Origin of the sequence: Thioclava sp. L04-15 (assembly GCF_002020275.1) — a bacterium.
Lineage (GTDB): Bacteria > Pseudomonadota > Alphaproteobacteria > Rhodobacterales > Rhodobacteraceae > Thioclava > Thioclava marina.
This window is the reverse complement of sequence record NZ_MPZW01000006.1, coordinates 86,198-108,806: the sequence shown is the minus strand read 5'-3', so window position 1 is coordinate 108,806 and position 22,609 is coordinate 86,198. Positions and strand designations below refer to the sequence as shown.

The 22,609-nt window shown below is 63.9% G+C and carries 20 protein-coding genes; 18 read left to right on the top strand and 2 right to left on the bottom strand.

What is annotated here, in order from left to right; genetic code table 11:
* The first annotated feature begins 1 nt into the window (after position 1).
* The 17 genes from nuoF to BMI90_RS13690 are packed head-to-tail and all read left to right on the top strand — an operon-like array spanning position 2 to position 16,147.
* Entirely contained in the window at positions 2–1,297 is a 1,296-nt protein-coding gene (nuoF, locus tag BMI90_RS13770; RefSeq protein WP_078530065.1) for an NADH-quinone oxidoreductase subunit NuoF, read from the top strand.
* Positions 1,294–1,794, top strand: coding sequence for a DUF3291 domain-containing protein (locus tag BMI90_RS13765; RefSeq protein ID WP_078530064.1), 501 nt, complete (start codon positions 1,294–1,296; stop codon positions 1,792–1,794). The genes nuoF and BMI90_RS13765 overlap by 4 nt, the downstream gene beginning before the upstream one ends.
* Positions 1,794–2,087, top strand: a complete 294-nt coding sequence (locus tag BMI90_RS13760; RefSeq protein ID WP_146671293.1) for a hypothetical protein — start codon at positions 1,794–1,796, stop codon at positions 2,085–2,087. The genes BMI90_RS13765 and BMI90_RS13760 overlap by 1 nt, the downstream gene beginning before the upstream one ends.
* Positions 2,084–2,416 carry a hypothetical protein gene (locus BMI90_RS13755; RefSeq protein WP_078530062.1) on the top strand — a complete coding sequence of 111 codons (333 nt, stop codon included), beginning with the start codon at positions 2,084–2,086 and terminating at the stop codon, positions 2,414–2,416. The genes BMI90_RS13760 and BMI90_RS13755 overlap by 4 nt, the downstream gene beginning before the upstream one ends.
* Positions 2,413–4,434: an NADH-quinone oxidoreductase subunit NuoG gene (gene nuoG, locus BMI90_RS13750; RefSeq protein ID WP_078530061.1), complete on the top strand. Its 2,022-nt coding sequence runs from the start codon at positions 2,413–2,415 to the stop codon at positions 4,432–4,434. Before BMI90_RS13755 ends, nuoG begins: the two co-directional genes overlap by 4 nt.
* Positions 4,435–4,440: 6 nt before the next feature.
* Entirely contained in the window at positions 4,441–4,857 is a 417-nt protein-coding gene (locus BMI90_RS13745) for a hypothetical protein (RefSeq protein ID WP_093470161.1), read from the top strand.
* 15 nt (positions 4,858–4,872) lie between these two features.
* Positions 4,873–5,910 (top strand): NADH-quinone oxidoreductase subunit NuoH, encoded by a 1,038-nt coding sequence (gene nuoH, locus BMI90_RS13740; protein ID WP_078530060.1) that lies wholly within the window; start codon positions 4,873–4,875, stop codon positions 5,908–5,910.
* A gap of 3 nt (positions 5,911–5,913) precedes the next feature.
* Positions 5,914–6,405: an NADH-quinone oxidoreductase subunit NuoI gene (gene nuoI / locus BMI90_RS13735; protein ID WP_038078969.1), complete on the top strand. Its 492-nt coding sequence runs from the start codon at positions 5,914–5,916 to the stop codon at positions 6,403–6,405.
* A complete protein-coding gene (locus BMI90_RS13730; RefSeq protein WP_078530059.1) occupies positions 6,402–6,812 on the top strand; it encodes a carboxymuconolactone decarboxylase family protein in 411 nt (136 codons plus the stop codon). The genes nuoI and BMI90_RS13730 overlap by 4 nt, the downstream gene beginning before the upstream one ends.
* The gene (locus BMI90_RS13725; RefSeq protein WP_078530058.1) at positions 6,809–7,417 is read left to right on the top strand and encodes an NADH-quinone oxidoreductase subunit J; all 609 of its coding nucleotides are present in this window, start codon (positions 6,809–6,811) and stop codon (positions 7,415–7,417) included. Before BMI90_RS13730 ends, BMI90_RS13725 begins: the two co-directional genes overlap by 4 nt.
* Before the next feature lie 49 nt (positions 7,418–7,466).
* Entirely contained in the window at positions 7,467–7,772 is a 306-nt protein-coding gene (gene nuoK, locus BMI90_RS13720; RefSeq protein WP_038078975.1) for an NADH-quinone oxidoreductase subunit NuoK, read from the top strand.
* A 6-nt stretch (positions 7,773–7,778) separates the two neighbouring features.
* Positions 7,779–9,950 carry an NADH-quinone oxidoreductase subunit L gene (gene nuoL / locus BMI90_RS13715; RefSeq protein ID WP_078530057.1) on the top strand — a complete coding sequence of 724 codons (2,172 nt, stop codon included), beginning with the start codon at positions 7,779–7,781 and terminating at the stop codon, positions 9,948–9,950.
* Positions 9,950–11,488, top strand: a complete 1,539-nt coding sequence (locus tag BMI90_RS13710) for an NADH-quinone oxidoreductase subunit M (protein ID WP_078530056.1) — start codon at positions 9,950–9,952, stop codon at positions 11,486–11,488. Before nuoL ends, BMI90_RS13710 begins: the two co-directional genes overlap by 1 nt.
* Positions 11,489–11,500: 12 nt before the next feature.
* A complete protein-coding gene (nuoN, locus tag BMI90_RS13705) occupies positions 11,501–12,940 on the top strand; it encodes an NADH-quinone oxidoreductase subunit NuoN (RefSeq protein WP_078530055.1) in 1,440 nt (479 codons plus the stop codon).
* Positions 12,930–13,682, top strand: coding sequence for a biotin--[acetyl-CoA-carboxylase] ligase (locus BMI90_RS13700; RefSeq protein ID WP_281251073.1), 753 nt, complete (start codon positions 12,930–12,932; stop codon positions 13,680–13,682). Before nuoN ends, BMI90_RS13700 begins: the two co-directional genes overlap by 11 nt.
* Before the next feature lie 18 nt (positions 13,683–13,700).
* Positions 13,701–14,477, top strand: a complete 777-nt coding sequence (locus BMI90_RS13695; protein ID WP_078530054.1) for a type III pantothenate kinase — start codon at positions 13,701–13,703, stop codon at positions 14,475–14,477.
* A 47-nt stretch (positions 14,478–14,524) separates the two neighbouring features.
* Positions 14,525–16,147, top strand: a complete 1,623-nt coding sequence (locus tag BMI90_RS13690) for a ribonuclease J (protein WP_078530193.1) — start codon at positions 14,525–14,527, stop codon at positions 16,145–16,147.
* Positions 16,148–16,235: 88 nt separating this feature from the next.
* On the opposite strand, the gene BMI90_RS13685 is transcribed toward BMI90_RS13690, so the two are convergent.
* Complete coding sequence (locus BMI90_RS13685; RefSeq protein ID WP_078530053.1) at positions 16,236–17,786, bottom strand: DEAD/DEAH box helicase; 1,551 nt, start codon at positions 17,784–17,786, stop codon at positions 16,236–16,238.
* Positions 17,787–18,041: 255 nt separating this feature from the next.
* Between BMI90_RS13685 and BMI90_RS13680 the strand changes: the two genes are divergently transcribed.
* Positions 18,042–19,922 (top strand): sodium:proton antiporter, encoded by a 1,881-nt coding sequence (locus BMI90_RS13680; protein ID WP_078530052.1) that lies wholly within the window; start codon positions 18,042–18,044, stop codon positions 19,920–19,922.
* A gap of 364 nt (positions 19,923–20,286) precedes the next feature.
* On the opposite strand, the gene clpA is transcribed toward BMI90_RS13680, so the two are convergent.
* Positions 20,287–22,605 (bottom strand): ATP-dependent Clp protease ATP-binding subunit ClpA, encoded by a 2,319-nt coding sequence (gene clpA / locus BMI90_RS13675; protein WP_078530051.1) that lies wholly within the window; start codon positions 22,603–22,605, stop codon positions 20,287–20,289.
* Between the last annotated feature and the right edge of the window lie 4 nt (positions 22,606–22,609).

Here is a 22,609-nt window from a genome sequence, read left to right as displayed (position 1 = left end):
TATGCTGAAGGATCAGGACCGGATCTTCACCAATATCTACGGCATGCATGAACGTTCGCTGAAGGGCGCGCAGATGCGCGGCCATTGGGACGGCACGGGCGAGATCCTCGCGAAGGGCAAGGACTGGATCATCGACCAGGTGAAGGCCTCGGGCCTGCGCGGTCGTGGCGGTGCGGGCTTCCCGACCGGCCTGAAATGGTCCTTCATGCCCAAGGAAAGCGACGGGCGTCCGGCTTTCCTCGCGATCAACGCCGATGAATCCGAGCCCGCGACCTGCAAGGACCGCGAGATCATGCGCCACGATCCGCATACGCTGATCGAAGGCGCGCTGATCGCCGGCTTCGCGATGGGCGCGGCGGCGGCTTACATCTACATCCGCGGCGAATATGTGCGCGAGAAAGAGGCGCTCCAGCGCGCCATCGACGAGTGCTACGACGCGGGTCTGATCGGCAAGAACGCTTGCGGGTCGGGCTTCGACTATGACGTCTATCTCAGCCACGGCGCGGGCGCCTATATCTGCGGCGAGGAAACGGCGCTTCTGGAAAGCCTCGAAGGCAAGAAGGGCATGCCCCGGATGAAGCCCCCGTTCCCGGCGGGCGCGGGCCTCTATGGCTGTCCGACCACGGTGAACAACGTGGAATCCATCGCCGTCGTCCCGACCATCCTGCGTCGCGGCGCGGATTGGTATGCCTCCTTCGGGCGTCCGAACAATACCGGCGTGAAGCTTTTCGCGATGTCGGGCCATGTGAACACGCCCTGCGTCATCGAAGAGAGCATGTCGATCTCGATGAAGGAGCTGATCGAGAAACATGGCGGCGGCGTGCGCGGTGGCTGGAAGAACCTCAAGGCGGTGATCCCCGGCGGGGCAAGCTGCCCGGTCCTGCCCGCGCATCTGTGCGAAGACGCGATCATGGATTATGACGGCATGCGCGAGCTGAAGTCCTCCTTCGGCACCGCCTGCATGATCGTGATGGATCAGCAGACCGACATCATCAAGGCGATCTGGCGTCTGGCCAAGTTCTTCAAGCATGAAAGCTGCGGCCAGTGCACGCCGTGCCGCGAAGGCACCGGCTGGATGATGCGCGTGATGGACCGTCTCGTGCGCGGCGAGGCCGAGATCGAAGAGATCGACATGCTCTTCGACGTGACCAAACAGGTCGAAGGCCACACGATCTGCGCATTGGGTGACGCGGCTGCCTGGCCGATCCAGGGCCTGATCCGCCATTACCGCGAAGAGATCGAAGACCGCATCAAGGCCCGCAAGACGGGCCGCATGGGCGCGATGGCTGCCGAATGAAGCAACCCGCCGGATATCACCTGGCCGAGCTGAATATCGGCCGACTGGTTGCCGAACCGGGCGACCCGCGTGTGGAGGCTTTCATGAAAGCCCTCGATGCGGTGAACGCGATTGGCAAGCGGTCGGACGGGTTCGTCTGGATGATGGAAGGCTCGGGAGAGCCCGGCACCGGCAATACCGAGACCAAGATCGGCGGCGATCCGTGTTTCGTGTCGAACCTGACGGTCTGGGAAGACGTGGAAAGCCTCGAGGCTTTCGTCTGGAACACCGTGCATCGCGCCTTCTACGAGCGCCGCGCGGAATGGTTCGAGCTTCTGGGCCAGCAGCATTTCGTGATGTGGTGGGTGCCTGCGGAGCATCAGCCGACCCTCGACGAGGCGCTGGAGCGGCTTGACGACCTGCGCGCGAATGGCCCGTCGGACCGGGCCTTCGGCTGGAAGGACCTGCCGCAAGCAACGCTGTGGAAGACGCGCGCCTGCGCGGCGGAGGCGGCATGATGCGGGCGGTGATCATATCAGGCTGCGCGCTCTCGCTGGCGGGCTGCATGGGCGTTCCGGGCGGTAACGAAGCCTCGAAAGGCCCGAACCGTCTCACGGCGGTCGCGGGCTACACGGCAGGCTATGACGCGGCGGGCGCGCTCGTCGTGATGCGGCAGGCCACGCCGTTTGCGAATTACGACGGCGCCGAGGCGAAGCGCGCCGCGAATGCAATCTGCGGCGGGGCGGTGGCCTCGTCGATCGACGATACCTATCGGGATGGCGCTTGGGTCTTCGCGGAGGGATGCGCATGACGACGTATTTCTTCGCACTCTATCCGCCGACCCTTGCGGTCTTACTCCTCGTGGCTTTCCCGGTGTTGACGGTCTTGTTGATGCGGCGCGCCGGTATTCGCGGTCCGATGCTGTTTCTCTCGGCCATCCCGCCAGCGATGTTGGTCTTGGGTGGCTTCGTGTTCCAACTGATGATGGCATGGCAGCAACCGCCGCTTGATCTGTTGAAACTCGCCATGGCCAAGACCATCGCGATATCCTTCGGCGCGCTGTCGCCGCTTCTTATTCTGGCCATCGTCAAATGGCCTGTTCTCAACAACTCCCGCACTCAAGTGGAGGCGAACTCGTGAGCGACCTGAAGAAGATCATCATCGACGGCCAAGAGGTCGAGGCCGACCCGAACCTCACGCTGATCCAGGCGTGCGAGCAGGCCGGGATCGAGGTTCCGCGCTTCTGCTATCACGAGCGCCTGTCGATCGCGGGCAACTGCCGGATGTGTCTGGTGGAAGTCGTGGGCGGCCCGCCCAAGCCCGCCGCCTCCTGCGCGATGCAGGTGCGCGACCTGCGCCCGGGCCCCGAAGGACAGCCGCCGGTGGTGAAGACCAACTCGCCGATGGTCAAGAAGGCCCGCGAGGGGGTGATGGAATTCCTGCTCATCAACCACCCGCTCGACTGCCCAATCTGCGACCAGGGCGGCGAATGCGATTTGCAAGACCAGGCAATGGCTTACGGGGTGGACTTCAGCCGTTACCGCGAGCCCAAGCGCGCCGCCACCGAGCTGAACCTCGGCCCGCTGGTCGAAACCCATATGACGCGCTGCATCTCCTGCACCCGCTGCGTGCGCTTCACGACGGAAGTCGCGGGCATCACCCAGATGGGCCAGCTTGGCCGGGGTGAGGATAGCGAGATCTCGAGCTACCTGAACATGACGCTCGACTCCAACATGCAGGGCAACATCATCGACCTGTGCCCGGTGGGGGCGCTGGTCTCGAAGCCCTACGCGTTCACCGCCCGCCCGTGGGAACTGACCAAGACCGAAACGATCGACGTGATGGACGCGCTCGGCTCGAACATCCGTGTCGATACCAAGGGCCGCGAAGTGATGCGCATCCTGCCGCGCAACCATGACGACGTGAACGAGGAGTGGATCTCGGACAAGACCCGCTTCGTCTGGGACGGGCTGCGCCGCCAGCGTCTCGACAAGCCCTATATCCGCGTCGACGGCAAGCTGAAGCCCGCAAGCTGGGGCGAGGCACTGAGTGCCGCCGCCGAAGCGATGAAGGGCAAGAAGGTCGCCGCGCTCGTGGGCGATCTGGTCTCGACCGAAGCCGCATTCAGCCTCAAGCAGCTGATCGAAGGTCTGGGTGGCAAGGTCGAATGCCGCACCGATGGCGCGCGCCTGCCGATTGGCAACCGCTACGGCTATGTCGGCAATGCGAAGATCTCGGATATCGAGACTGCGAAAGAGGTCGTGCTGATCGGCACCAACCCGGCCATCGAGGCTCCAGTGCTCAACGCCCGCCTCCGCAAGGTCTGGGCCAAGGGCGGCAACGTCTCGCTGATCGGCGCGGCCTGCGATCTGACCTATGATTACGCGCATCTGGGCACGGACCGTGCGGCGCTGGCGAAAGCCGTGGCCGAGGCCGGTGCGACCGAGGGCGCGCTGGTGATCGTGGGGCAGGGTGCCTTGAACGAGGCCGATGGCGAGGCCGTTCTCGCCCATGCGATGAAACTGGCCGAGGCGATGGGCGGCAAGCTCATGGTTTTGCACACCGCCGCGGCCCGCGTGGGCGCGATGGATGTGGGCGCGGTGACCGAGGGCGGTCTGCTGGCCGCGATCGACGGCGCCGAGGTGATCTACAACATGGGCGCCGACGAGGTGGAAATCGCACCGCGTTCGGAAGGCGGTCCGTTCGTGATCTATCAGGGCAGCCATGGCGATCGTGGCGCGATGCGCGCCGACGTGATCCTGCCGGGTGCGGCCTACACGGAAGAACACGGGCTCTTCGTGAATACCGAAGGGCGTCCGCAGCTGGCCTTCCGTGCGGGCTTCCCGCCGGGCGAGGCGAAGGAGAACTGGGCGATCCTGCGTGCGCTTTCGGCCGAACTTGGCGCCAAGCAACCCTGGGACACGCTCGCCGGTCTGCGCCGCGCGATGGTGGCCGCGGTGCCGCATCTCGCGCAGGTCGACACCGTGCCGGAAAACGAGGTTCAGCCGATCGCCCCGCGCGACATGGGTGCTGCGACCTTCCGGCTGCCGATCCGCGAGTTCTACCTGACCAACCCGATCGCACGGGCCTCGGTGGTGCTGGCGGAATGCTCGGCGCTGGCCAAGGCGCGGGCCGAGACCCCGGTCGCGGCGGAGTAAAGACTGATGAACCTGAGCCTCACCCGGATCGCACCGCTTGCCCCCGGCCTTCTGGCCGGGCTGGCGGCCTGCGCGCCGAGCGAGGGGAAGGACAGCCGGGCCGAGCCCGGCAAGATCGACTATCGGGGCGTCGAGACGCGCCTTCTCGATGGCGATCTGGTGGAGTTTCGCGTCGCGCTTTCGGGCGAGGGCGCGGGGGAAGACGCGGTGAGCGATTACGCACAATGCGCGGCAGCGCAATATGCGCTGATCCGCGGTTACGGCTTCGCGCGCCACGTGCGCACGAACGTCAAGGAAGAGGGTGGCATCTGGCGGGCGGATGCGGTCTACACCATTTCGCCCGCCCTGCCGCAAGGGCTGAAGACGATCGACGCTGAAGTGACGGTCGGCGACTGCGCGGATCGGGGAATTCCGACGGTTTGAGGACAGTGGGGAAACATGGCTGAGTTTTTGGCGACACCTTGGGGCACTTTCCTGCTCATTCTGCTGCAGGGCCTGGCGGTCATCGCATTCGTGATGATCTCGATGATCTGGCTGGTCTATGGCGACCGCAAGATCTGGGCTGCGGTGCAGATGCGGCGCGGGCCGAACGTGGTGGGTCCGTGGGGTCTGATGCAGACCTTCGCGGATGCGCTCAAATATGTGGTGAAGGAAATCGTCGTGCCCGCGGGCGCCGACAAGTTCGTCTATTTCCTCGCCCCGATCCTGAGCTTCGTGCTGGCGCTTCTGACCTTCGCGGTGATCCCCTTCGCCGACGGTTGGGTGCTGGCCGATATCAACGTGGCGATCCTCTTCGTCTTCGCGGCCTCCTCTCTCGAAGTCTACGGCGTGATCATGGGGGGCTGGGCGTCGAACTCGAAATACCCGTTCCTCGGCTCGCTGCGCTCGGCCGCGCAGATGATCTCTTACGAGGTCTCGATCGGCCTGATCATCATCGGCGTGATCATCTCGACCGGCTCGATGAACCTCTCGGCCATCGTGCACGCGCAGGACACCGGCTATGGCCTGCTGGGCTGGTACTGGCTGCCGCATCTGCCGATGGTGGCGCTGTTCTTCATCTCGGCGCTGGCCGAGACCAACCGGCCGCCCTTCGACCTTCCCGAAGCGGAATCCGAACTCGTCGCGGGCTTCATGGTGGAATACAGCTCGACGCCGTACCTGCTGTTCATGGCCGGCGAATATATCGCGATCTGGCTGATGTGCGCGCTGATCTCGATCCTTTTCTTCGGCGGCTGGCTCTCGCCCATTCCGGGTATCCCTGACGGGGCGCTCTGGATGTTCGCCAAGATGGTTTTCTGGTTCTTCATGTTCGCGATGGTGAAGGCGATCGTGCCGCGTTACCGCTACGACCAGCTGATGCGCATCGGGTGGAAGGTATTCCTGCCGCTGTCGCTCGCCTGGGTGGTGATCATCGCCTTCCTCGCGAAATTCGAAATCTTCGGGCAGTTCTGGGCCCGCTGGGCGATGGGGAGCTGATAAATGGCTTTCGACTATAACCGCGCCGCCAAGTATTTCCTGCTGGTGGACTTCATCAAGGGCTTCGGTCTGGGCATGCGTTACTTCTTCGCACCCAAGCCCACGCTGAATTACCCGCATGAAAAGGGGCCGCTGAGCCCGCGCTTCCGGGGCGAGCACGCGCTGCGCCGCTACCCCAATGGCGAAGAGCGCTGCATCGCGTGCAAACTGTGCGAGGCGATCTGCCCCGCGCAGGCGATCACCATCGACGCGGAACCCCGCGCCGACGGTTCGCGCCGCACAACGCGCTACGACATCGACATGACCAAGTGCATCTACTGCGGCTTCTGTCAGGAAGCCTGCCCGGTGGATGCCATCGTCGAAGGTCCGAATTTCGAATTCTCGACCGAGACCCGCGAAGAGCTGTTCTACGACAAGCAGAAGCTTCTCGATAACGGCGCCCGCTGGGAGGCCGAGATCGCCCGCAACCTCGAACTGGATGCGCCCTACAGATGACCGACGATTTTTCGAAACTGTTCAGCTCGATGATGGAGCAGGGGGCCGAGATGGCCCGCCTGTTCAACCCGGCGCTGGAAAGTTTCAACCCCGCCGCGATGGAGAAGCTCTTCCCCACCATGTCGAAGGACATGATGGAGATGTGGTTCGGAAAGACCTTCAACCGTGAAGGGCTCGACAGCCGCACCCGGCTTCTGGTGACGATCGCGGCGCTGACGGTTCTGGGCGCGCAGGCCGATGCGCAGCTGCGCCTGACGATCCGTCACGCGCTCGAGGCTGGGGCCACGCAACGCGAGATCGCCGAGACGATCTTTCAGATGAGCATGTTCGGCGGCGTGCCCGCCATGACCAGAGCGCTTGAGATCGCGCAATCGGTCTTCGACGAGAAATCGGGAGAGAACGCATGACGGTGTTTGCTTTCGCCTTCTACCTCTTCGCCATCACGGCGGTGGTTGCGGGCTTCATGGTGGTGATTTCCAAGAACCCCGTCCATTCGGTGCTCTGGCTGATCCTGACTTTCCTCTCGGCGGCGGGGCTGTTCGTGCTGCTGGGCGCGGAATTCGTCGCGATGCTGCTGATCATCGTCTATGTGGGCGCGGTCGCGGTGCTCTTCCTCTTCGTGGTGATGATGCTCGACATCGACTTTGCCGCGCTCAAGGGCGAGCTGGCGCGCTATATGCCGCTGGGGCTGCTGATCGGGGTCGTGATGCTGATCCAGCTCGGGATCGCCTTTGGCGCCTGGCGCACCTCCGACATGGCCGAGAGCCTGCGGATGGCGCCGATGCCCGAGGACCAGACCAACGCGCATGCGATCGGCATGCTGATCTATGACAAGTATCTCTACCTGTTCCAGACCGCGGGGCTGATCCTGCTGGTGGCGATGATCGGGGCGATCCTGCTCACGCTGCGCCACCGGGTGAACGTCAAGCGCCAGAACGTGATCGCGCAGATGCATCGCGACCCGGCCAAGACGATGGAAATGGTGGACGTCAAACCGGGGCAGGGGCTGTGAGCGGACAAAGAGAAGCGCAAGACGCGCACCGGAAAACGAGGATGAGAACATGATCGGACTGGAACATTACCTTGGCGTCGCCGCCGCATTGTTCGTGATCGGCATTTTCGGGATCTTCGTGAACCGCAAGAACGTGATCGTCATCCTGATGTCGATCGAGCTCATGCTGCTCGCGGTCAATATCAACCTGGTGGCCTTCTCGGCCTATCTGGGAGACCTCGTGGGGCAGATCTTCACCATGTTCGTTCTGACCGTCGCCGCCGCCGAGGCCGCGATCGGGCTTGCGATCCTGGTGGTCTTCTTCCGCAACCGCGGCTCGATCGACGTCGAAGACGTCAACGTGATGAAGGGATAAGGGACGATGGAAACGATCATTCTCTTTGCGCCGCTCGTCGGTGCGATCCTCGGCGGCTTCGGCTGGCGTGTGATCGGCGAGAAGGGTGCCATGGTTCTGACCACGGGCCTTCTGTTCCTCGCCTGCGCACTCAGCTGGATCGTCTTCCTCACGATCGGTGAGACGACCCAGCATATCCACGTGCTCAACTGGATCACCTCGGGCGATCTGGACGTGAGTTGGTCGATCCGCATGGACCGCCTGACCGCGATCATGCTGATCGTGGTGACGACGGTCTCGGCGCTCGTGCACCTCTATTCCTGGGGCTACATGGCCCATGACGAGAACTGGACCGAGAAAGAGAACTACAAGGCGCGCTTCTTCGCCTACCTGTCGTTCTTCACCTTCACCATGCTGATGCTGGTGACCTCGGACAACCTGTTGCAGATGTTCTTCGGCTGGGAAGGCGTGGGCGTTGCGTCCTACCTTCTGATCGGCTTCTACTACAAGAAACCTTCAGCCAATGCCGCGGCGATGAAAGCCTTCATCGTCAACCGCGTGGGCGATTTCGGCTTCCTGCTCGGCATGTTCGGCCTGTTCTACATGACCGGCTCGCTGAAGATGGACGATGTCTTCGCCGCCGCCCCCGCGCTGGCCGAGACCGAGCTGCACTTTCTCTGGACCCAGTGGAACGCGGTCGAGTTGATCGGCTTCCTGCTCTTCGTGGGCGCGATGGGGAAATCGGCGCAGCTCTTCCTGCACACCTGGCTTCCCGACGCGATGGAAGGTCCGACCCCGGTGTCGGCACTCATCCACGCCGCGACCATGGTGACCGCGGGCGTCTTCCTCGTCTGCCGCATGTCGCCGGTCTACGAATACGCACCGCACGCGAAGGACTTCATCCTGATCATCGGCGCGACGACGGCCTTCTTCGCCGCGACCGTGGGTCTGGTGCAAAACGACATCAAGCGCGTGATCGCCTATTCAACCTGCTCGCAGCTGGGCTACATGTTCGCCGCCGCGGGCGTGGGCGTCTACTCGGCCTCGATGTTCCACCTGCTGACCCACGCCTTCTTCAAGGCGCTGCTGTTCCTTTCGGCGGGTTCGGTCATCACCGCGATGCATCACGAACAGGACATGCGTAACTACGGTGGCCTGCGCAAAAAGGTGCCGGTGACCTTCTGGGCGATGATCCTGGGCACGCTCGCCATCACCGGCGTCGGCATCCCCTTCACCCATATCGGTTTCGCGGGCTTCCTGTCGAAGGACGCGATCATCGAGAGCGTCTGGGGTGGCAACGGTGCGGGCTATGCCTTCTGGCTGCTCGTGATCGCGGCGGTCTTCACCTCGTTCTACTCGTGGCGTCTGATCTTCATGACCTTCTTCGGCAAGGAGCGGGGCGATCATCATGCGCATGAGCATGCCCATGAGAGCCCGCTCGTGATGACGGTGCCGCTGATGGTGCTTTCGGTCGGCGCGGTCTTTGCGGGGATGGTGTGGTACAACGCCTTCTTCGGGGATCACACGAAGCTGCTGAAATTCTTCGGCATGCCCGCTCATGAAGAGCACATGGTCGCCGAAGGCGCGGGTCACGGTGCGGGTGAAGAGGCGGCTGGCGAACAGGCAGCGGCGGGTCACGGCGCGGCCATGACCGAGACCGAGGCTGAACATGCCGTGGTCGAGGACGCCAAGGACTCGCCCGACATGGGCGCCGCGGCGGCCGTGCTCGCCAATCCGGGCGTGGCTCCGCAAGGCGCGATCTACCTGCATAGCGAGAACGACGTGCTCGACCGCGCGCACCACGCGCCGGCCTGGGTGAAGCTGTCGCCCTTCGTCGCGATGCTCTCGGGGCTGATCGTGGCGTGGCTCTTCTACATCAAGGACACGAGCCTGCCCAAGCGCGCCGCCGAGGCGCAGCCTGCGCTGTATCGGTTCCTGCTCAACAAGTGGTACTTCGACGAGCTCTACGAGCGCATTTTCGTGCGCCCGGCGCTCTGGCTGGGGTACCAGTTCTGGAAGAAAGGGGACGAGGGCTCGATCGACCGTGTCATCGACGGCATGGCCGTGGGTATCGTTCCGACATTCACAAGGTTCCTTAACAGGATGCAATCGGGCTATCTGTTCCACTACGCTTTCGCGATGGTGATCGGTCTCGTGGTGCTCATGTTCTGGGTCGTCCTGAACGGGGGGGCCAACTGATGCAACACCTGCTTTCCATCGTCATCTTCACGCCCGCTTTCGCGGCGCTCATCCTTGCGCTGGTTCTGCGCGGGGGTACGGAGGCCGCTGATCGCAATGCGAAATGGGTGGCGCTGACCGCGACTTCGGTCACCTTCCTGATCTCACTGTTCCTGCTCGCCGGGTTCGACCCGTCGAACACGGGCTTCCAGTTCATGGAAAAATACGACTGGATCATGGGCTTCCAGTATCGCGTGGGTGTCGACGGTCTCTCGATCCTCTTCGTGATGCTGACGACCTTCATGATGCCGCTCGTGATCATCGGCAGCTGGAACGTGACGGACCGCGTGAAGGACTACATGATCGCCTTCCTCGTCCTCGAAACGCTGATGGTGGGCACCTTCGTCACGCTCGATCTGGTACTGTTCTACCTGTTCTTCGAAGCGGGTCTCATTCCGATGTTCCTGATCATCGGGATCTGGGGGGGCAAACAGCGCGTCTACGCCGCGTTCAAGTTCTTCCTCTACACCTTCTTCGGCTCGGTCTTCATGCTGGTGTCGATCATCTACATCTACTTCCACACCGGCACGACGGACATGCCCGGGTTGCTCATCTACGAGTTCCCATACACACCGGTGCACATACTCGGGATAACGGTCCCCGGCGGGGTGCAAACGCTGCTCTGGCTCGGTTTCTTCATCTCCTTCGCGATCAAGATGCCGCTCTGGCCGGTGCACACCTGGCTGCCTGCCGCGCACGTTCAGGCACCGACCGCAGGTTCGGTCGTCCTGGCCGCGATCCTGCTGAAACTGGCGGACTATGGCTTCCTGCGCTTCTCGCTGCCGATGTTCCCGGTGGGCAACATGGTGGTGGGGCCCTGGGCGATGTGGCTTGCGGTGATCGCGATCGTCTGGACCTCGCTGGTGGCGCTGGTGCAGACCGATATCAAGCGCGTCATCGCCTATAGCTCGGTCGCGCACATGGCCGTCGTGCTGCTCGGGATCTTCTCGGGCACCCAGCAGGGTATCGAAGGCGGTATCTTCATGGTGATCGCGCATGGCTTCACCTCGGGTGCGTTGTTCCTCGTGGTGGGTGTGGTCTATGACCGGATGCATACCCGCGAGATCGCGGCCTATGGCGGGTTGGTAAAACGTATGCCGGCCTACGCCACGATCTTCATGTTCTTCACCATGGCCAATGTGGGCCTTCCCGGCACCGCGAATTTCGTCGGCGAATTCCTGATCCTCACCGGCGTCTTCCAAGTGAATACCTGGGTCGCGGTCTTTGCCACCACGGGTGTGATCCTCTCGGCGGCCTATGCGCTCTGGCTTTACCGCCGGGTCGTGTTCGGCGACCTCATCAAAGAGAGCCTGCGCTCGATCACCGACCTGACCACGCGCGAGAAATGGATCTTCGCACCGCTCGTCGCGATGACGCTGATCCTTGGGGTCTACCCGGATCTGGTGACGAATATCATCGGGCCCTCGGTGACCCAACTCGTCCAGAACTACCACGATGCCTTGCCGGACAAACTGTTGTCCGACCTGGTCGAACACTGAGGAGCTAGAGGGATGACTTCTGCGGATTTCTCGATCGTCCTTCCGGAGTTTCTGCTCGCCATCTACGCGATGGCGGCGCTTCTGGCGGGTGTCTGGTTCGGCAAGGACGCGCTGGCGCGCACGATCCTGTGGGCCACCGTGGCCGCGATGCTGGTCATCGCCGCCTGGATCGGCCTCGCCGAAGCGGGCGCGCATGAAGCCTTCGGCGGGCTCTTCATCGACGACGCCTTCTCGCGCTTCGCCAAGGTCATGGTGCTGATCTCGGCCGCGCTGGTGATGGCGATGAGCGCCGATTACATGGAGCGCCGCGGTCTGCTGCGCTTCGAGTTCCCGATTCTCATCACGCTTGCCGTCATCGGCATGATGATGATGGTTTCGGCGGGCAACCTGATGTCGCTCTACATGGGCCTCGAGCTGCAATCGCTCGCGCTCTACATCGTGGCCGCCCTGCGCCGCGACAGCGAGCGGTCCTCCGAAGCGGGCCTGAAATACTTCGTCCTCGGCGCGCTCTCCTCGGGCATCCTGCTTTACGGCGCCTCGCTGACCTATGGTTTCGCGGGCACCACGCAATTCTCGGGCATCGTGCAGGTCGTTCAGGCCGGGCATCTGCCGATCGGGCTACTCTTCGGCATGGTCTTCCTGCTCGCGGGGCTGGCCTTCAAGGTGTCGGCCGTGCCCTTCCACATGTGGACGCCGGACGTCTATGAGGGCTCGCCCACCCCGGTCACCGCTTTCTTCGCGACCGCCCCGAAAGTGGCCGCGATGGCTCTGATCGCACGGCTTGTCTTCGACGCTTTCGGTCAGGTGCCCGATGAGTGGAGCCAGATCCTCGCGCTGCTGGCCGGGTTCTCGATGGTCTGGGGCTCGCTCGCCGCGATCGGCCAGAAGAACATCAAGCGCCTGATGGCCTATTCCTCGATCACCCATATGGGCTTCGTGCTGCTCGGCATGTCTGCGGGCACCGCCGAGGGCGTGCAGGCGATGCTGACCTATATGGCGATCTACGTGACGATGAACGTGGGCGTCTTCGCCTTCATCCTCTCGATGGAGCGTGACGGCCAGCCGGTGACCGACATCAAGTCGCTCAACCTCTATGCGCGTCAGGATCCCACGAAGGCGATGGCGATGCTGGTGCTGCTGTTCTCGCTCGCGGGCGTGCCGCCGATGCTGGGCTTCTTCGCCAAGTTCTCGGTGCTGCAAGCGGCGCTGCATGCCGGCTATATCTGGCTGGTGCTGCTGGGCGTGATCGCTTCGGTCGTGGCGGCCTTCTACTACCTGCGCATCGTCTACTACATGTATTTCGGCAAGGAGGTCGATCCGCTCGACAACCGTATGCCGGCGATCCAGTGGGTGTTCCTGATGGTGTCGGCTCTGGCGATGGTTCTGGGGATCTTCAACCTCTTCGGCATCGAAGGCGCGGCGCAGGCCGCGGCCGCCGCCCTTGTCAACTGATCGGGAGAACTGGCCCGAGGGCGTGGCGCGACACGTCCTGCCCTCGGTCGACAGCACGATGAACGAAGCGGCCCGGCTAGCGCCGGGCCTTTCGGGTTCTGCCTGGATCTTTGCGCATCGGCAGACGGCCGCGCGGGGGCGTCGTGGCCGCGACTGGCGCGCGCCGGAGGGCAATTTCTCGGCGACGCTGGTGATGCGGCCCGACGGGGGCCTGGCGCAGGCCGCGCTCTATTCCTTTGTCGCGGCGCTCGCGCTCGAAGCGGCGCTGGCCCATGTGGCGGGGCCGCATGCGCGGCTCTCGATCAAATGGCCCAATGATGTGCTGCTCAACGGCGGCAAGATCGCCGGTATCCTGCTCGAAAGCCTCAATGGCGGCGCGCAGATCGCGATCGGGATCGGGGTGAACCTCGCCCAAGCCCCGCCGCGCAACGAACTGGAGCCCGAGGCGATGCCCCCGGTGAGCCTTGCGGGCGAGACCGGCCTGAACGTCACCCCCGAAGAGTTCCTGCCCATGCTCGCGCAGGCCTTCGCCCATTACGATCGCCAATTCCGCGATTACGGCTTCGACGCGATCCGCAACGCCTGGCTTGCACGCGCGGCCCGTCTGGGCGAAGAGATCACCGCGCGCACCGGCACACAGACCTATCGCGGGACGTTCGAGACCATCGACGAGACCGGCGCCCTTATCCTCACCGGCCCCGAGGGCCGCCGCGCCATCTCGGCTGCGGATATCTTCTTCTGACGTGAAAGGGGGAGCCCTATGCTTCTCTGCATCGACTGCGGCAACACCAATACCGTCTTCTCGATCTGGGACGGCGAGGACTTCATCTCGACCTGGCGGATGGAGACCAATCACAAGCGTACCGCCGATGAATATTACGTCTGGTTGACCGGTCTGATGCGTCTGCAGGGGATCGAGGCCGGGATCAACTCGGTGATCGTCTCCTCGACCGTGCCGCGCGTGGTGTTCAACCTGCGTGTGCTGGCGAACCGCTATTTCAACTGTCGTCCGCTCGTGGTGGGCAAGCCCGAATGCCGCCTGCCGGTCGATCCGCGCGTCGATCCCGGCACCGGGGTCGGGCCGGACCGGCTGGTCAACACGGTGGCGGGTTTCGACCGTCACGGTGGCGACATCATCGTCGTCGATTTCGGCACCGCGACCACCTTTGATGTGGTGGCCCGCGACGGCGCCTATATCGGGGGCGTGATCGCTCCGGGGGTGAACCTCTCGCTCGAGGCGCTCCATGCCTCGGCCGCGGCGCTGCCCCATGTCGACGTGACGATGCCCGAGAAGTCGATCGGCACGAACACCGTCGCCTGTATTCAGTCGGGGGTTTTCTGGGGCTATATCGGTCTCGTCGAAGGCGTGGTGCGCCAGATCCGGCTCGAGCGCGACCGGCCGATGAAGGTCATCGCGACGGGCGGGTTGGCCGAGCTGTTCAGTCAGGGCTTTGACCTCTTTGACAGCATCGAATACGACCTTACCATGCATGGCCTGCGCCTCCTCCACGACTACAACAAGGACTTCCCCGCGTGAGTGACAGACTGATTTACCTCCCCCTGGGCGGTGCCGGCGAGATCGGCATGAACGCCTATGTCTATGGCTATGGTCCCGAGGGGAAGGAGCGGCTGATCGTGGTGGATCTGGGGGTGACCTTCCCGGATATGGACGGCACGCCCGGCGTCGACCTGATCTTCGCCGATCTCGAATGGCTCGAGGACAATGCCGACCGGATCGAGGCGATCTTTATCACCCACGCCCATGAAGACCATATCGGCGCGCTCCCCCACGTCTGGGGCAAACTGCGCAAGCCGGTCTATGCGCGTGCCTTCACCGGACGGATCGGGCAGCTGAAACTCGAAGAGGCCGGGATCCCGCCCGAGACGATCTCGATTGTCGAGCCGCGCCCGCAAACCATTTCCTGTGGCCCCTTCACGGTGCAATTCGTGCCGGTCTCGCACTCGATCCCGGAAAGCTCCGCGCTGGTGATCGACACGCCCGCGGGCCGCGTCGTGCATACGGGCGATTTCAAGCTCGACGGCAACCCGATCGTGGGCGAGCCCTTCGACCCCGAGCTCTGGCACGAGATCGCCAAGGAAGGCGAGGGCGTGAAAGTTCTGGTGAGCGATTCCACCAACGTGTTCTCGCCCCAGCCCGGCCGGTCGGAGGCCACGCTGGCCGAGCCGCTGGCCGAGTTGATCGCCTCGCAACAGGGCATGGTGGTTGCCACGACCTTCGCCTCGAACGTGGCACGGCTGAAGACGCTTGCCGAGGCGGGCAAGGCTGCGGGTCGCTCGGTCTGCCTGCTGGGCCGCGCGATGAAACGCATGGTTTCGACCGCCGAGGAAACCGGCGTTCTGATGGGCATGCCCGGTACAATCCCGGCCGAGGAAGCCGTCGAGGTGCCGCGTCAGAACCTGATGCTGATCGTGACCGGCTCGCAGGGCGAGCGTCGTGCCGCCTCGGCCCAGCTAGCGCGCGGAAAGTATCTCGGGTTGCAGATGAAGGAGGGCGATACGTTCCTGTTCTCCTCCAAGACCATTCCGGGCAATGAGCGCGGCGTGATCCGCATCATGAATTCGTTTTCCGAGATGGGCGTCGACGTGGTCGATGACCGGGGCGGGCTTTATCACGTCTCGGGCCATGCGAACCGGCCTGATCTCGAGGCCGTGCATGACCTGCTGCGCCCGAAGATGCTGATCCCGATGCATGGTGAGCACCGCCACCTGCGCGAGCACGCAAAAATCGGCGCCGACAAGGGGATCGCGTCGGTCGTCGCGACCAACGGGACCATGATCGACCTGACCGGCGATTTCCCGAAGGTCGCGGAACATATCGAGGCGGGCCGGACTTATCTCGATGGCTCGGTGCAGATCGGGGCTCTGGATGGTGTGGTGCGTGACCGCATCCGCATGGCGCTCAACGGTCTGGTGCTGGTCACGGTCATCCTCGACGAGGAAGACCAGGCCCTTGGTGAGCCCTGGGTCGAGCTGATGGGCCTGCCGAAAACGGGGCGCTCGGGCGCGCCGCTGGCCGAGCAGATCGAGGATGAGATGACCGAGTTCCTCGACCGCGCGCCGGTCAAGATCCTGTCCAACGACGACAAGATCGACGAGGCTCTGCGCCGCATCGCGCGGCAGGTCTCGATGGAAGAGATCGGCAAGAAACCCGAGGTGATCGTTGTCACCAGCCGCCTGATGGAGTGAGCGCGCTCCCGCGCCCATATTCCGACGACATAAAAAATCCCCGCCCGAGGATGCCTCCGGCGGGGATATTTTTACAAACTCGAAAGGATCAGCCTTCGGCGCTGTCCTCGGCCGTTTCTTCCGATTTCGAGGGACGGAAGGAGACGGTGAGGAAGTCGGGGACGTGATCGCCCATGCCGACGACATCATTGTCGCGCTCGCGCCGGTTTCGGCCACCGCGCGAACGGCGGGACTTGTTATCGTCCTCGAATTTCGGCTCGGTCCGGGTCTCGATGCGCTGCTCCGGCTCGGCGGGTTTCGCCTCGGCCTGTTGCGGGGCGTCGGTCTGAGCCTCTTTGATCGCTTCGGGTTGGCTGGCTTCGCGCTTGCGGTCACGGCTACCGCGTTCGCCACGCTCGCCGCGTTCCCGGCCACGACCGCCGCGCGAGCGGCCGCCCTTGTCGTCTTCGCGCTTGCGCGCGGGTTGCTTCGCGCCTTCGGAAAGCTCGAACCCTTCCGGCGTCTCGGCGCGGGGGATTTCCATCTTCACGAGGCTTTCGATCTGGCTGAGGAATTTCTCGTCCTGCGGCACCGCGATCGAGATCGCCGTGCCCTTGCGGCCCGCGCGACCGGTGCGGCCGATACGGTGGACATAGTCTTCGGCATGCATCGGCAGGTCGTAGTTGAACACATGGCTCACTGCCGGAATATCGAGGCCGCGCGCGGCCACATCCGAGGCCACGAGCACCTTGAGCGAGCCGTCGCGGAACGAATCCAGCGTGCGCATGCGCTGGCTCTGGTCGAGATCGCCATGGATCGGGGCCGCGTCGAAGCCGTATTTCTGCAAGGACTTCGCAACGATATCGACATCGACCTTACGGTTGCAGAAGACGATCGCGTTGGTGCAGGTCTCGCCCTCGGCGCTGATCAGCGCGCGCAGCAGTTCGCGCTTGGCCTTCGCCGTCTGGTCGCGCCGCGCCGGGGTGATCTCCACCAGTTTCTGGGTGATCGTCTCGGAGGTCGTCGCCTGACGCGCAACCTCGACGCGCACGGGCGCGTGCAGGAAGGTGTTGGTGATCCGCTCGATCTCGGGCGCCATGGTCGCCGAGAAGAACAGCGTCTGGCGGGTGAAGGGCGTGAGCTGGAAGATACGCTCGATATCGGGGATGAAGCCCATGTCGAGCATCCGGTCGGCCTCGTCCACGACCATCACCTTCACGTCGGTGAGGATCAGCTTGCCGCGCTCGAAATGGTCGAGCAGGCGGCCCGGCGTGGCGATCAGCACGTCGACGCCCTTGTCGATGAGCTTGTCCTGCTCGCCGAAGGAGACGCCGCCGATCAGCAGCGCGCGGGTCAGTTTCGTGTTCTTCGCGTAGAGATCGAAGTTCTCCGCCACCTGCGCGGCCAGTTCGCGCGTCGGGCAAAGCACCAGCGAGCGCGGCATCCGCGCCCGGGCGCGGCCACGGCGCAGCAGGGTCAGCATCGGCAGCGTGAAGCTTGCGGTCTTGCCGGTGCCGGTCTGCGCGATGCCCAGCACGTCCTTGCCTTCGAGCGCGGGCGGGATCGCGCCCGCCTGGATCGGCGTGGGCGTCTCGTAGCCCGCATCGGCAACGGCGGAAAGGACCTTCGGGTCCAGCTTCAGATCGGAAAATTTGGTCATTGGGGTCCTTGGAATTCCTGTATCGCGTCCTGTCGCGGCCCACGTCGGAGGGGAACCGCACTTGGGCGCTTGAGGAAACCGGGCGCCCTGACTGCGCCTCGCCGGATTGCGAGGCTTCGCGCACGCCCTAGCCGATTGCGACGTAAAGGTCAATCTTTACGCCGGAATTGACGCAGGGGGCGAGGGCTTGCATAGGGACACGGAACCTGACCTTCTGGAGCGGGTTTGGCCCGAGTAGGTTTCTGAGGGACGATCATGGCAGTTGCGGAAAGCGCGGGGCTCGGCCCCGTCCTGGCCTTCGGGCTGGTGGGGGTATTCGGCGTGGGGGCGCAATGGCTCGCCTGGCGGCTGCGCCTGCCCGCGATCGTCATCATGCTTGCCGCGGGTCTGATCGCGGGTCCCGCAACCGGACTTTTGAACCCGAGCCGTGATTTCGGAGAACTTCTCAGTCCATTGATCGCGCTCGCCGTGGCGGTCATTCTCTTCGAGGGAGGGTTCTCACTCGATCTCCACCGGCTGGGTGATGCGAAATCGGGTGTGAAGCGGCTTGTGTTCATCGGCGCGCCGCTGGGCTGGCTGTTGTCCACGCTGGCCCTTGTCTGGGGCGCGCAGCTCAGCTGGGAGAGCGCGGCCGTGTTCGGCGGCATCATGGTGGTCACCGGTCCAACGGTCATCGCCCCCTTGCTGCGCACGGCGAAACTGGCACGCAGGCCGGCGCGGCTTCTGCAATGGGAAGCGATCGTCAACGACCCGATCGGCGCGCTGGCAGCCGTTCTGGCCTTCGAGGTGGTGATCACGCTGCGCTCGAACCTGCCCATGGGAGAGGCGATCGGCCATCTCGCGCTTGGCATCGCCTTCGCGGCGGTGATCGGCGGGGCGGTGGGCTGGGGGATCGCGCGGGCTTTCGGCCGTGGTCTCGTGCCCGAATTCATGAAGGTGCCGGTGCTGTTCGCGACGTTGTTGATCACTTTCGCCGTCACCGACAGCGTCCTGCACGAGAGCGGCCTTCTGGCGGTGACGGTGATGGGTCTGGTGATCGGAAACGCGGATCTGCCCTCTTACGAGGAACTCCGCCGTTTCAAGGAACATGCGACCGTGCTGCTCGTCTCGGGCGTCTTCATTCTGCTCGCGGCCAATATCGAGATCGACCAGCTTGCGGCGCTGGACTGGCATGCGCTTTTGTTCGTGGTGCTCGTGGTTCTCGTCGCACGGCCGCTGACGGTGCTGATCTCGCTGATCGGCTCGGGGTTGCCGCGCAACGAGCGGCTGTTCATTGCCTTTACCGGCCCGCGCGGGGTGGTGCTCGTGGCGGTGGCGGGGCTTTTCGGGCAGCGCCTTGCCGAGGTGGGGGTGCTTGACGGGGTCCGGATCGGGCCGCTGGCTTTCGTGCTCGTTCTGCTGACCGTGATCGTGCACGGCTTCACGCTGGCGCCGATGGCGCGGAGGTTGGGGCTGGCCAATACCGACAAGCCGGGGTTGCTGATCGTGGGGGGCTCGCGCTTTACGACGGCGCTGGCCGAAACGCTGATGAAAGCGGAGGTGCCGGTGTTGATCACCGATCCGAACCACGCTCACCTGATCCGGCCGCGCGCCAACGGGATCAAGACCTTCTACGGTGATATTCTCGGTGAAGCGGCCGAGGATACCGTCGAACTGATGTCCTATTCGACGCTGCTCGCGGCGACCGATAACGATGCCTACAACACGCTTGTCGCAACCGATCTCGCGCCGGAGCTGGGTCGGGACAAGGTCTGGCAGATGCCGCGGCTCAAGGACGACCGCGAGCGCCATGCACTGCCCACCCAGCTTGGTGGACGGCGTTTCGGGGCTGGGCGGACGCTTGAAGGGTGGGAGAAGCTTCTTGCCGAGGGTTGGATCTTCCGCGTGACGAAGATCACCGAGGAATACGGTCTGCCGCAATGGCGCGAGAAGCGCCCCAATGCGCAGCCGGTGATGGTGATCGCGCGCAACGGAGACCTGCGCTTCGTCACCGATCCGGAGGCGATGAAGGTCGAGGCTGGCGCGCGGATCATTTCTCTTCTGCCGCCTGAGGCACAGGAGGAAGAGGTCGCGCAGAAATCCAGGGCGGGAGAGAAACCCTCGGGTCAGCCGGGGCCTGCGGCGCCTATTCCGTGACGGGACTTCATCCTTAGCAGGGAAGGGGGCCCCGGCGATGTTTGGCGGGGGCACGCCTGGCTCGCTACGCCAAAGCGCCGGTTTCGTTGAGAGGCATGGGTGAGCGCGCATTGACGGCGGACGGGGCGTTGTCTCACCTTGTCAGACCGGAGGCGCGCGGGAGGTGGCCCGCTCCGCCCGGGCGTGCGCTGCGCCACAAACGGCAAACGTGATCGGAGGGGCGCGCGAGTTTCAGCACCGAGTGCAGGTCATTGGGGCCAAAGAGTTCGCTATTGGCCAAACCCAAAGCTCTTGAAAAAGAAATCCCCAGCACTGTCTCGCAGTGCCGGGGGTTAGTTTTTGCGTCAGCCTTTGACCGCGCCGCTTATTCCGCGGTGAGCAGCGGCGGCTTGGAGCCCGAGATCCGCTTGCGGCCCGGTTCCTCGACCTTGATGACGATCTTGTCGTCCTTGACCGAGACCTTGGCCACGCCGCCCTTCGTGAGCTTGCCGAAGAGCAATTCCTCGGCCAGCGGCTTCTTGATGTGCTCCTGAATGACGCGGCCCAGCGGACGCGCGCCCATCTTGTCGTCGTAGCCCTTCTCGGCGAGCCAGTTCGCGGCGGCCGGGGTGAGCTCGATATGCACGTTGCGGTCGATGAGCTGCGCTTCGAGTTGCAGCACGAACTTGTCGACCACCTGCAAGATGACCTCGCGCGGCAGCGGTGCAAAGCTGACCACGGCATCCAGACGGTTGCGGAATTCGGGCGTGAAGGTCCGCTCGATAGCGGCGGTATCCTCGCCCTCGCGCCGGTCGCGCCCGAAGCCGATCGCGGATTTCGCCTGTTCGGCAGCGCCCGCGTTCGAGGTCATGATCAGGATCACGTTGCGGAAATCGACGGTCCGCCCGTTATGGTCGGTGAGTTTCCCGTGATCCATCACCTGCAGCAGGATGTTGTATACATCCGGGTGCGCCTTCTCGATCTCGTCGAGCAGCAGCACGCAATGCGGGTGCTGGTCGATCGCATCGGTGAGCATGCCGCCCTGATCGAAGCCGACATAGCCCGGAGGTGCACCGATCAGGCGCGAGACCGCGTGTTTCTCCATGTATTCGGACATGTCGAACCGGACCAGCTCGACCCCGAGCGTATCGGCGAGCTGCTTGGCAACTTCGGTCTTGCCGACGCCGGTCGGGCCCGCGAAGAGGTAGTTGCCGATCGGCTTCTCGGGCTCGCGCAGGCCTGCGCGGGCCAGCTTGATCGCCGAGGACAGCGCTTCGATCGCATTGTCCTGACCGAAAACGACACGCTTGAGCGACTTTTCGAGATCCTTCAGCACCTCGGCATCGTCCTTCGAGACATTCTTCGGAGGGATGCGGGCGATCTTGGCGACGACCGCTTCGATCTCCTTGGCGCCGATCGTCTTGCGCTTCTTGCTCTCGGGCAAGAGGTGCTGGGCCGCGCCCGCCTCGTCGATCACGTCGATCGCCTTGTCGGGCAGCTTGCGGTCATGCACATAGCGCGCCGACAGCTCCACTGCCGCCTTGATCGCGTCATTGGTGTAGCGGATGTCGTGGTGCTTTTCGAAATAGGGCTTGAGACCCATGAGGATCTTGATCGAATCCGGCACCGAAGGCTCGTTCACGTCGATCTTCTGGAACCGGCGCGACAGCGCGCGGTCCTTCTCGAAATGCTGGCGGAACTCCTTGTAGGTGGTGGAGCCCATCGTGCGCAGCTTGCCGCCCTGAAGCGCGGGCTTGAGCAGGTTCGAGGCATCCATTGCGCCACCCGAAGTCGCGCCGGCGCCGATCACGGTGTGGATCTCGTCGATGAAGAGGATCGCGTCGGGATGCTCTTCAAGCTCCTTCACGACCGCCTTCAGGCGCTCTTCGAAATCGCCGCGATAGCGGGTGCCTGCGAGCAGCGCGCCCATGTCGAGCGAGTAGATCGTGGTTTTCGACAGGATCTCAGGCGTTTCGCCCCGCACGATCTTGAGTGCGAGACCTTCCGCGATCGCGGTCTTGCCCACGCCGGGATCGCCCACCAGGAGCGGGTTGTTCTTGCGGCGGCGGCACAGCACCTGAATGCAACGCTCCACCTCGTGCTCGCGCCCGATCAGCGGGTCGATATCGCCCTTCTCGGATTTGACGTTGAGGTTGACGCAGTACTTTTCGAGCGCGCTGTCCTTCGCGTCGGCCTGAGCGGGCCCTTCGGCCTTCTGCTCTTCCTCGGCGCCGGACACGGGACGCGTTTCACCGAACTCGGGATCTTTCGCGACACCATGGGCGATGAAGTTCACCGCGTCATAGCGCGTCATGTCCTGCTCTTGCAGGAAATAGGCGGCGTTGCTCTCGCGCTCGGCGAAGATCGCGACGAGCACGTTCGCCCCGGTCACTTCCGAGCGGCCCGAGCTTTGGACATGAATCGCGGCGCGCTGGATCACCCGCTGGAAAGCGGCGGTCGGCACGGCTTCGGACCCTTCGATCTCGGTCACGAGGGTGGAGAGTTCGTCATCGATGAATTCGACCAGCGTTGCACGCAATTCATCGAGATCGACGGCGCAGGCTTTCATCACGCGCGCGGCATCGGGCTCGTCGATCAGTGCGAGGAGCAGATGCTCGAGCGTCGCCAATTCGTGTTTTCGGGCGTTGGCGAGCGCCAGTGCACCGTGAATGGCCTGTTCGAGCGTATTGGAAAACGACGGCATGAGC

Bases quoted from the DNA above. Each gene is read 5' to 3' on its own strand.
- nuoF (WP_078530065.1), top strand. From the start codon at position 2: ATGCTGAAGGATCAGGACCGGATCTTCACCAATATCTACGGCATGCAT.
- BMI90_RS13765 (WP_078530064.1), top strand. From the start codon at position 1,294: ATGAAGCAACCCGCCGGATATCACCTGGCCGAGCTGAATATCGGCCGA.
- BMI90_RS13760 (WP_146671293.1), top strand. From the start codon at position 1,794: ATGCGGGCGGTGATCATATCAGGCTGCGCGCTCTCGCTGGCGGGCTGC.
- BMI90_RS13755 (WP_078530062.1), top strand. From the start codon at position 2,084: ATGACGACGTATTTCTTCGCACTCTATCCGCCGACCCTTGCGGTCTTA.
- BMI90_RS13745 (WP_093470161.1), top strand. From the start codon at position 4,441: ATGAACCTGAGCCTCACCCGGATCGCACCGCTTGCCCCCGGCCTTCTG.
- nuoH (WP_078530060.1), top strand. From the start codon at position 4,873: ATGGCTGAGTTTTTGGCGACACCTTGGGGCACTTTCCTGCTCATTCTG.
- nuoI (WP_038078969.1), top strand. From the start codon at position 5,914: ATGGCTTTCGACTATAACCGCGCCGCCAAGTATTTCCTGCTGGTGGAC.
- BMI90_RS13730 (WP_078530059.1), top strand. From the start codon at position 6,402: ATGACCGACGATTTTTCGAAACTGTTCAGCTCGATGATGGAGCAGGGG.
- BMI90_RS13725 (WP_078530058.1), top strand. From the start codon at position 6,809: ATGACGGTGTTTGCTTTCGCCTTCTACCTCTTCGCCATCACGGCGGTG.
- nuoK (WP_038078975.1), top strand. From the start codon at position 7,467: ATGATCGGACTGGAACATTACCTTGGCGTCGCCGCCGCATTGTTCGTG.
- nuoL (WP_078530057.1), top strand. From the start codon at position 7,779: ATGGAAACGATCATTCTCTTTGCGCCGCTCGTCGGTGCGATCCTCGGC.
- BMI90_RS13710 (WP_078530056.1), top strand. From the start codon at position 9,950: ATGCAACACCTGCTTTCCATCGTCATCTTCACGCCCGCTTTCGCGGCG.
- nuoN (WP_078530055.1), top strand. From the start codon at position 11,501: ATGACTTCTGCGGATTTCTCGATCGTCCTTCCGGAGTTTCTGCTCGCC.
- BMI90_RS13695 (WP_078530054.1), top strand. From the start codon at position 13,701: ATGCTTCTCTGCATCGACTGCGGCAACACCAATACCGTCTTCTCGATC.
- BMI90_RS13690 (WP_078530193.1), top strand. From the start codon at position 14,525: ATGAACGCCTATGTCTATGGCTATGGTCCCGAGGGGAAGGAGCGGCTG.
- BMI90_RS13685 (WP_078530053.1), bottom strand. From the start codon at position 17,786: ATGACCAAATTTTCCGATCTGAAGCTGGACCCGAAGGTCCTTTCCGCC.
- BMI90_RS13680 (WP_078530052.1), top strand. From the start codon at position 18,042: ATGGCAGTTGCGGAAAGCGCGGGGCTCGGCCCCGTCCTGGCCTTCGGG.
- clpA (WP_078530051.1), bottom strand. From the start codon at position 22,605: ATGCCGTCGTTTTCCAATACGCTCGAACAGGCCATTCACGGTGCACTG.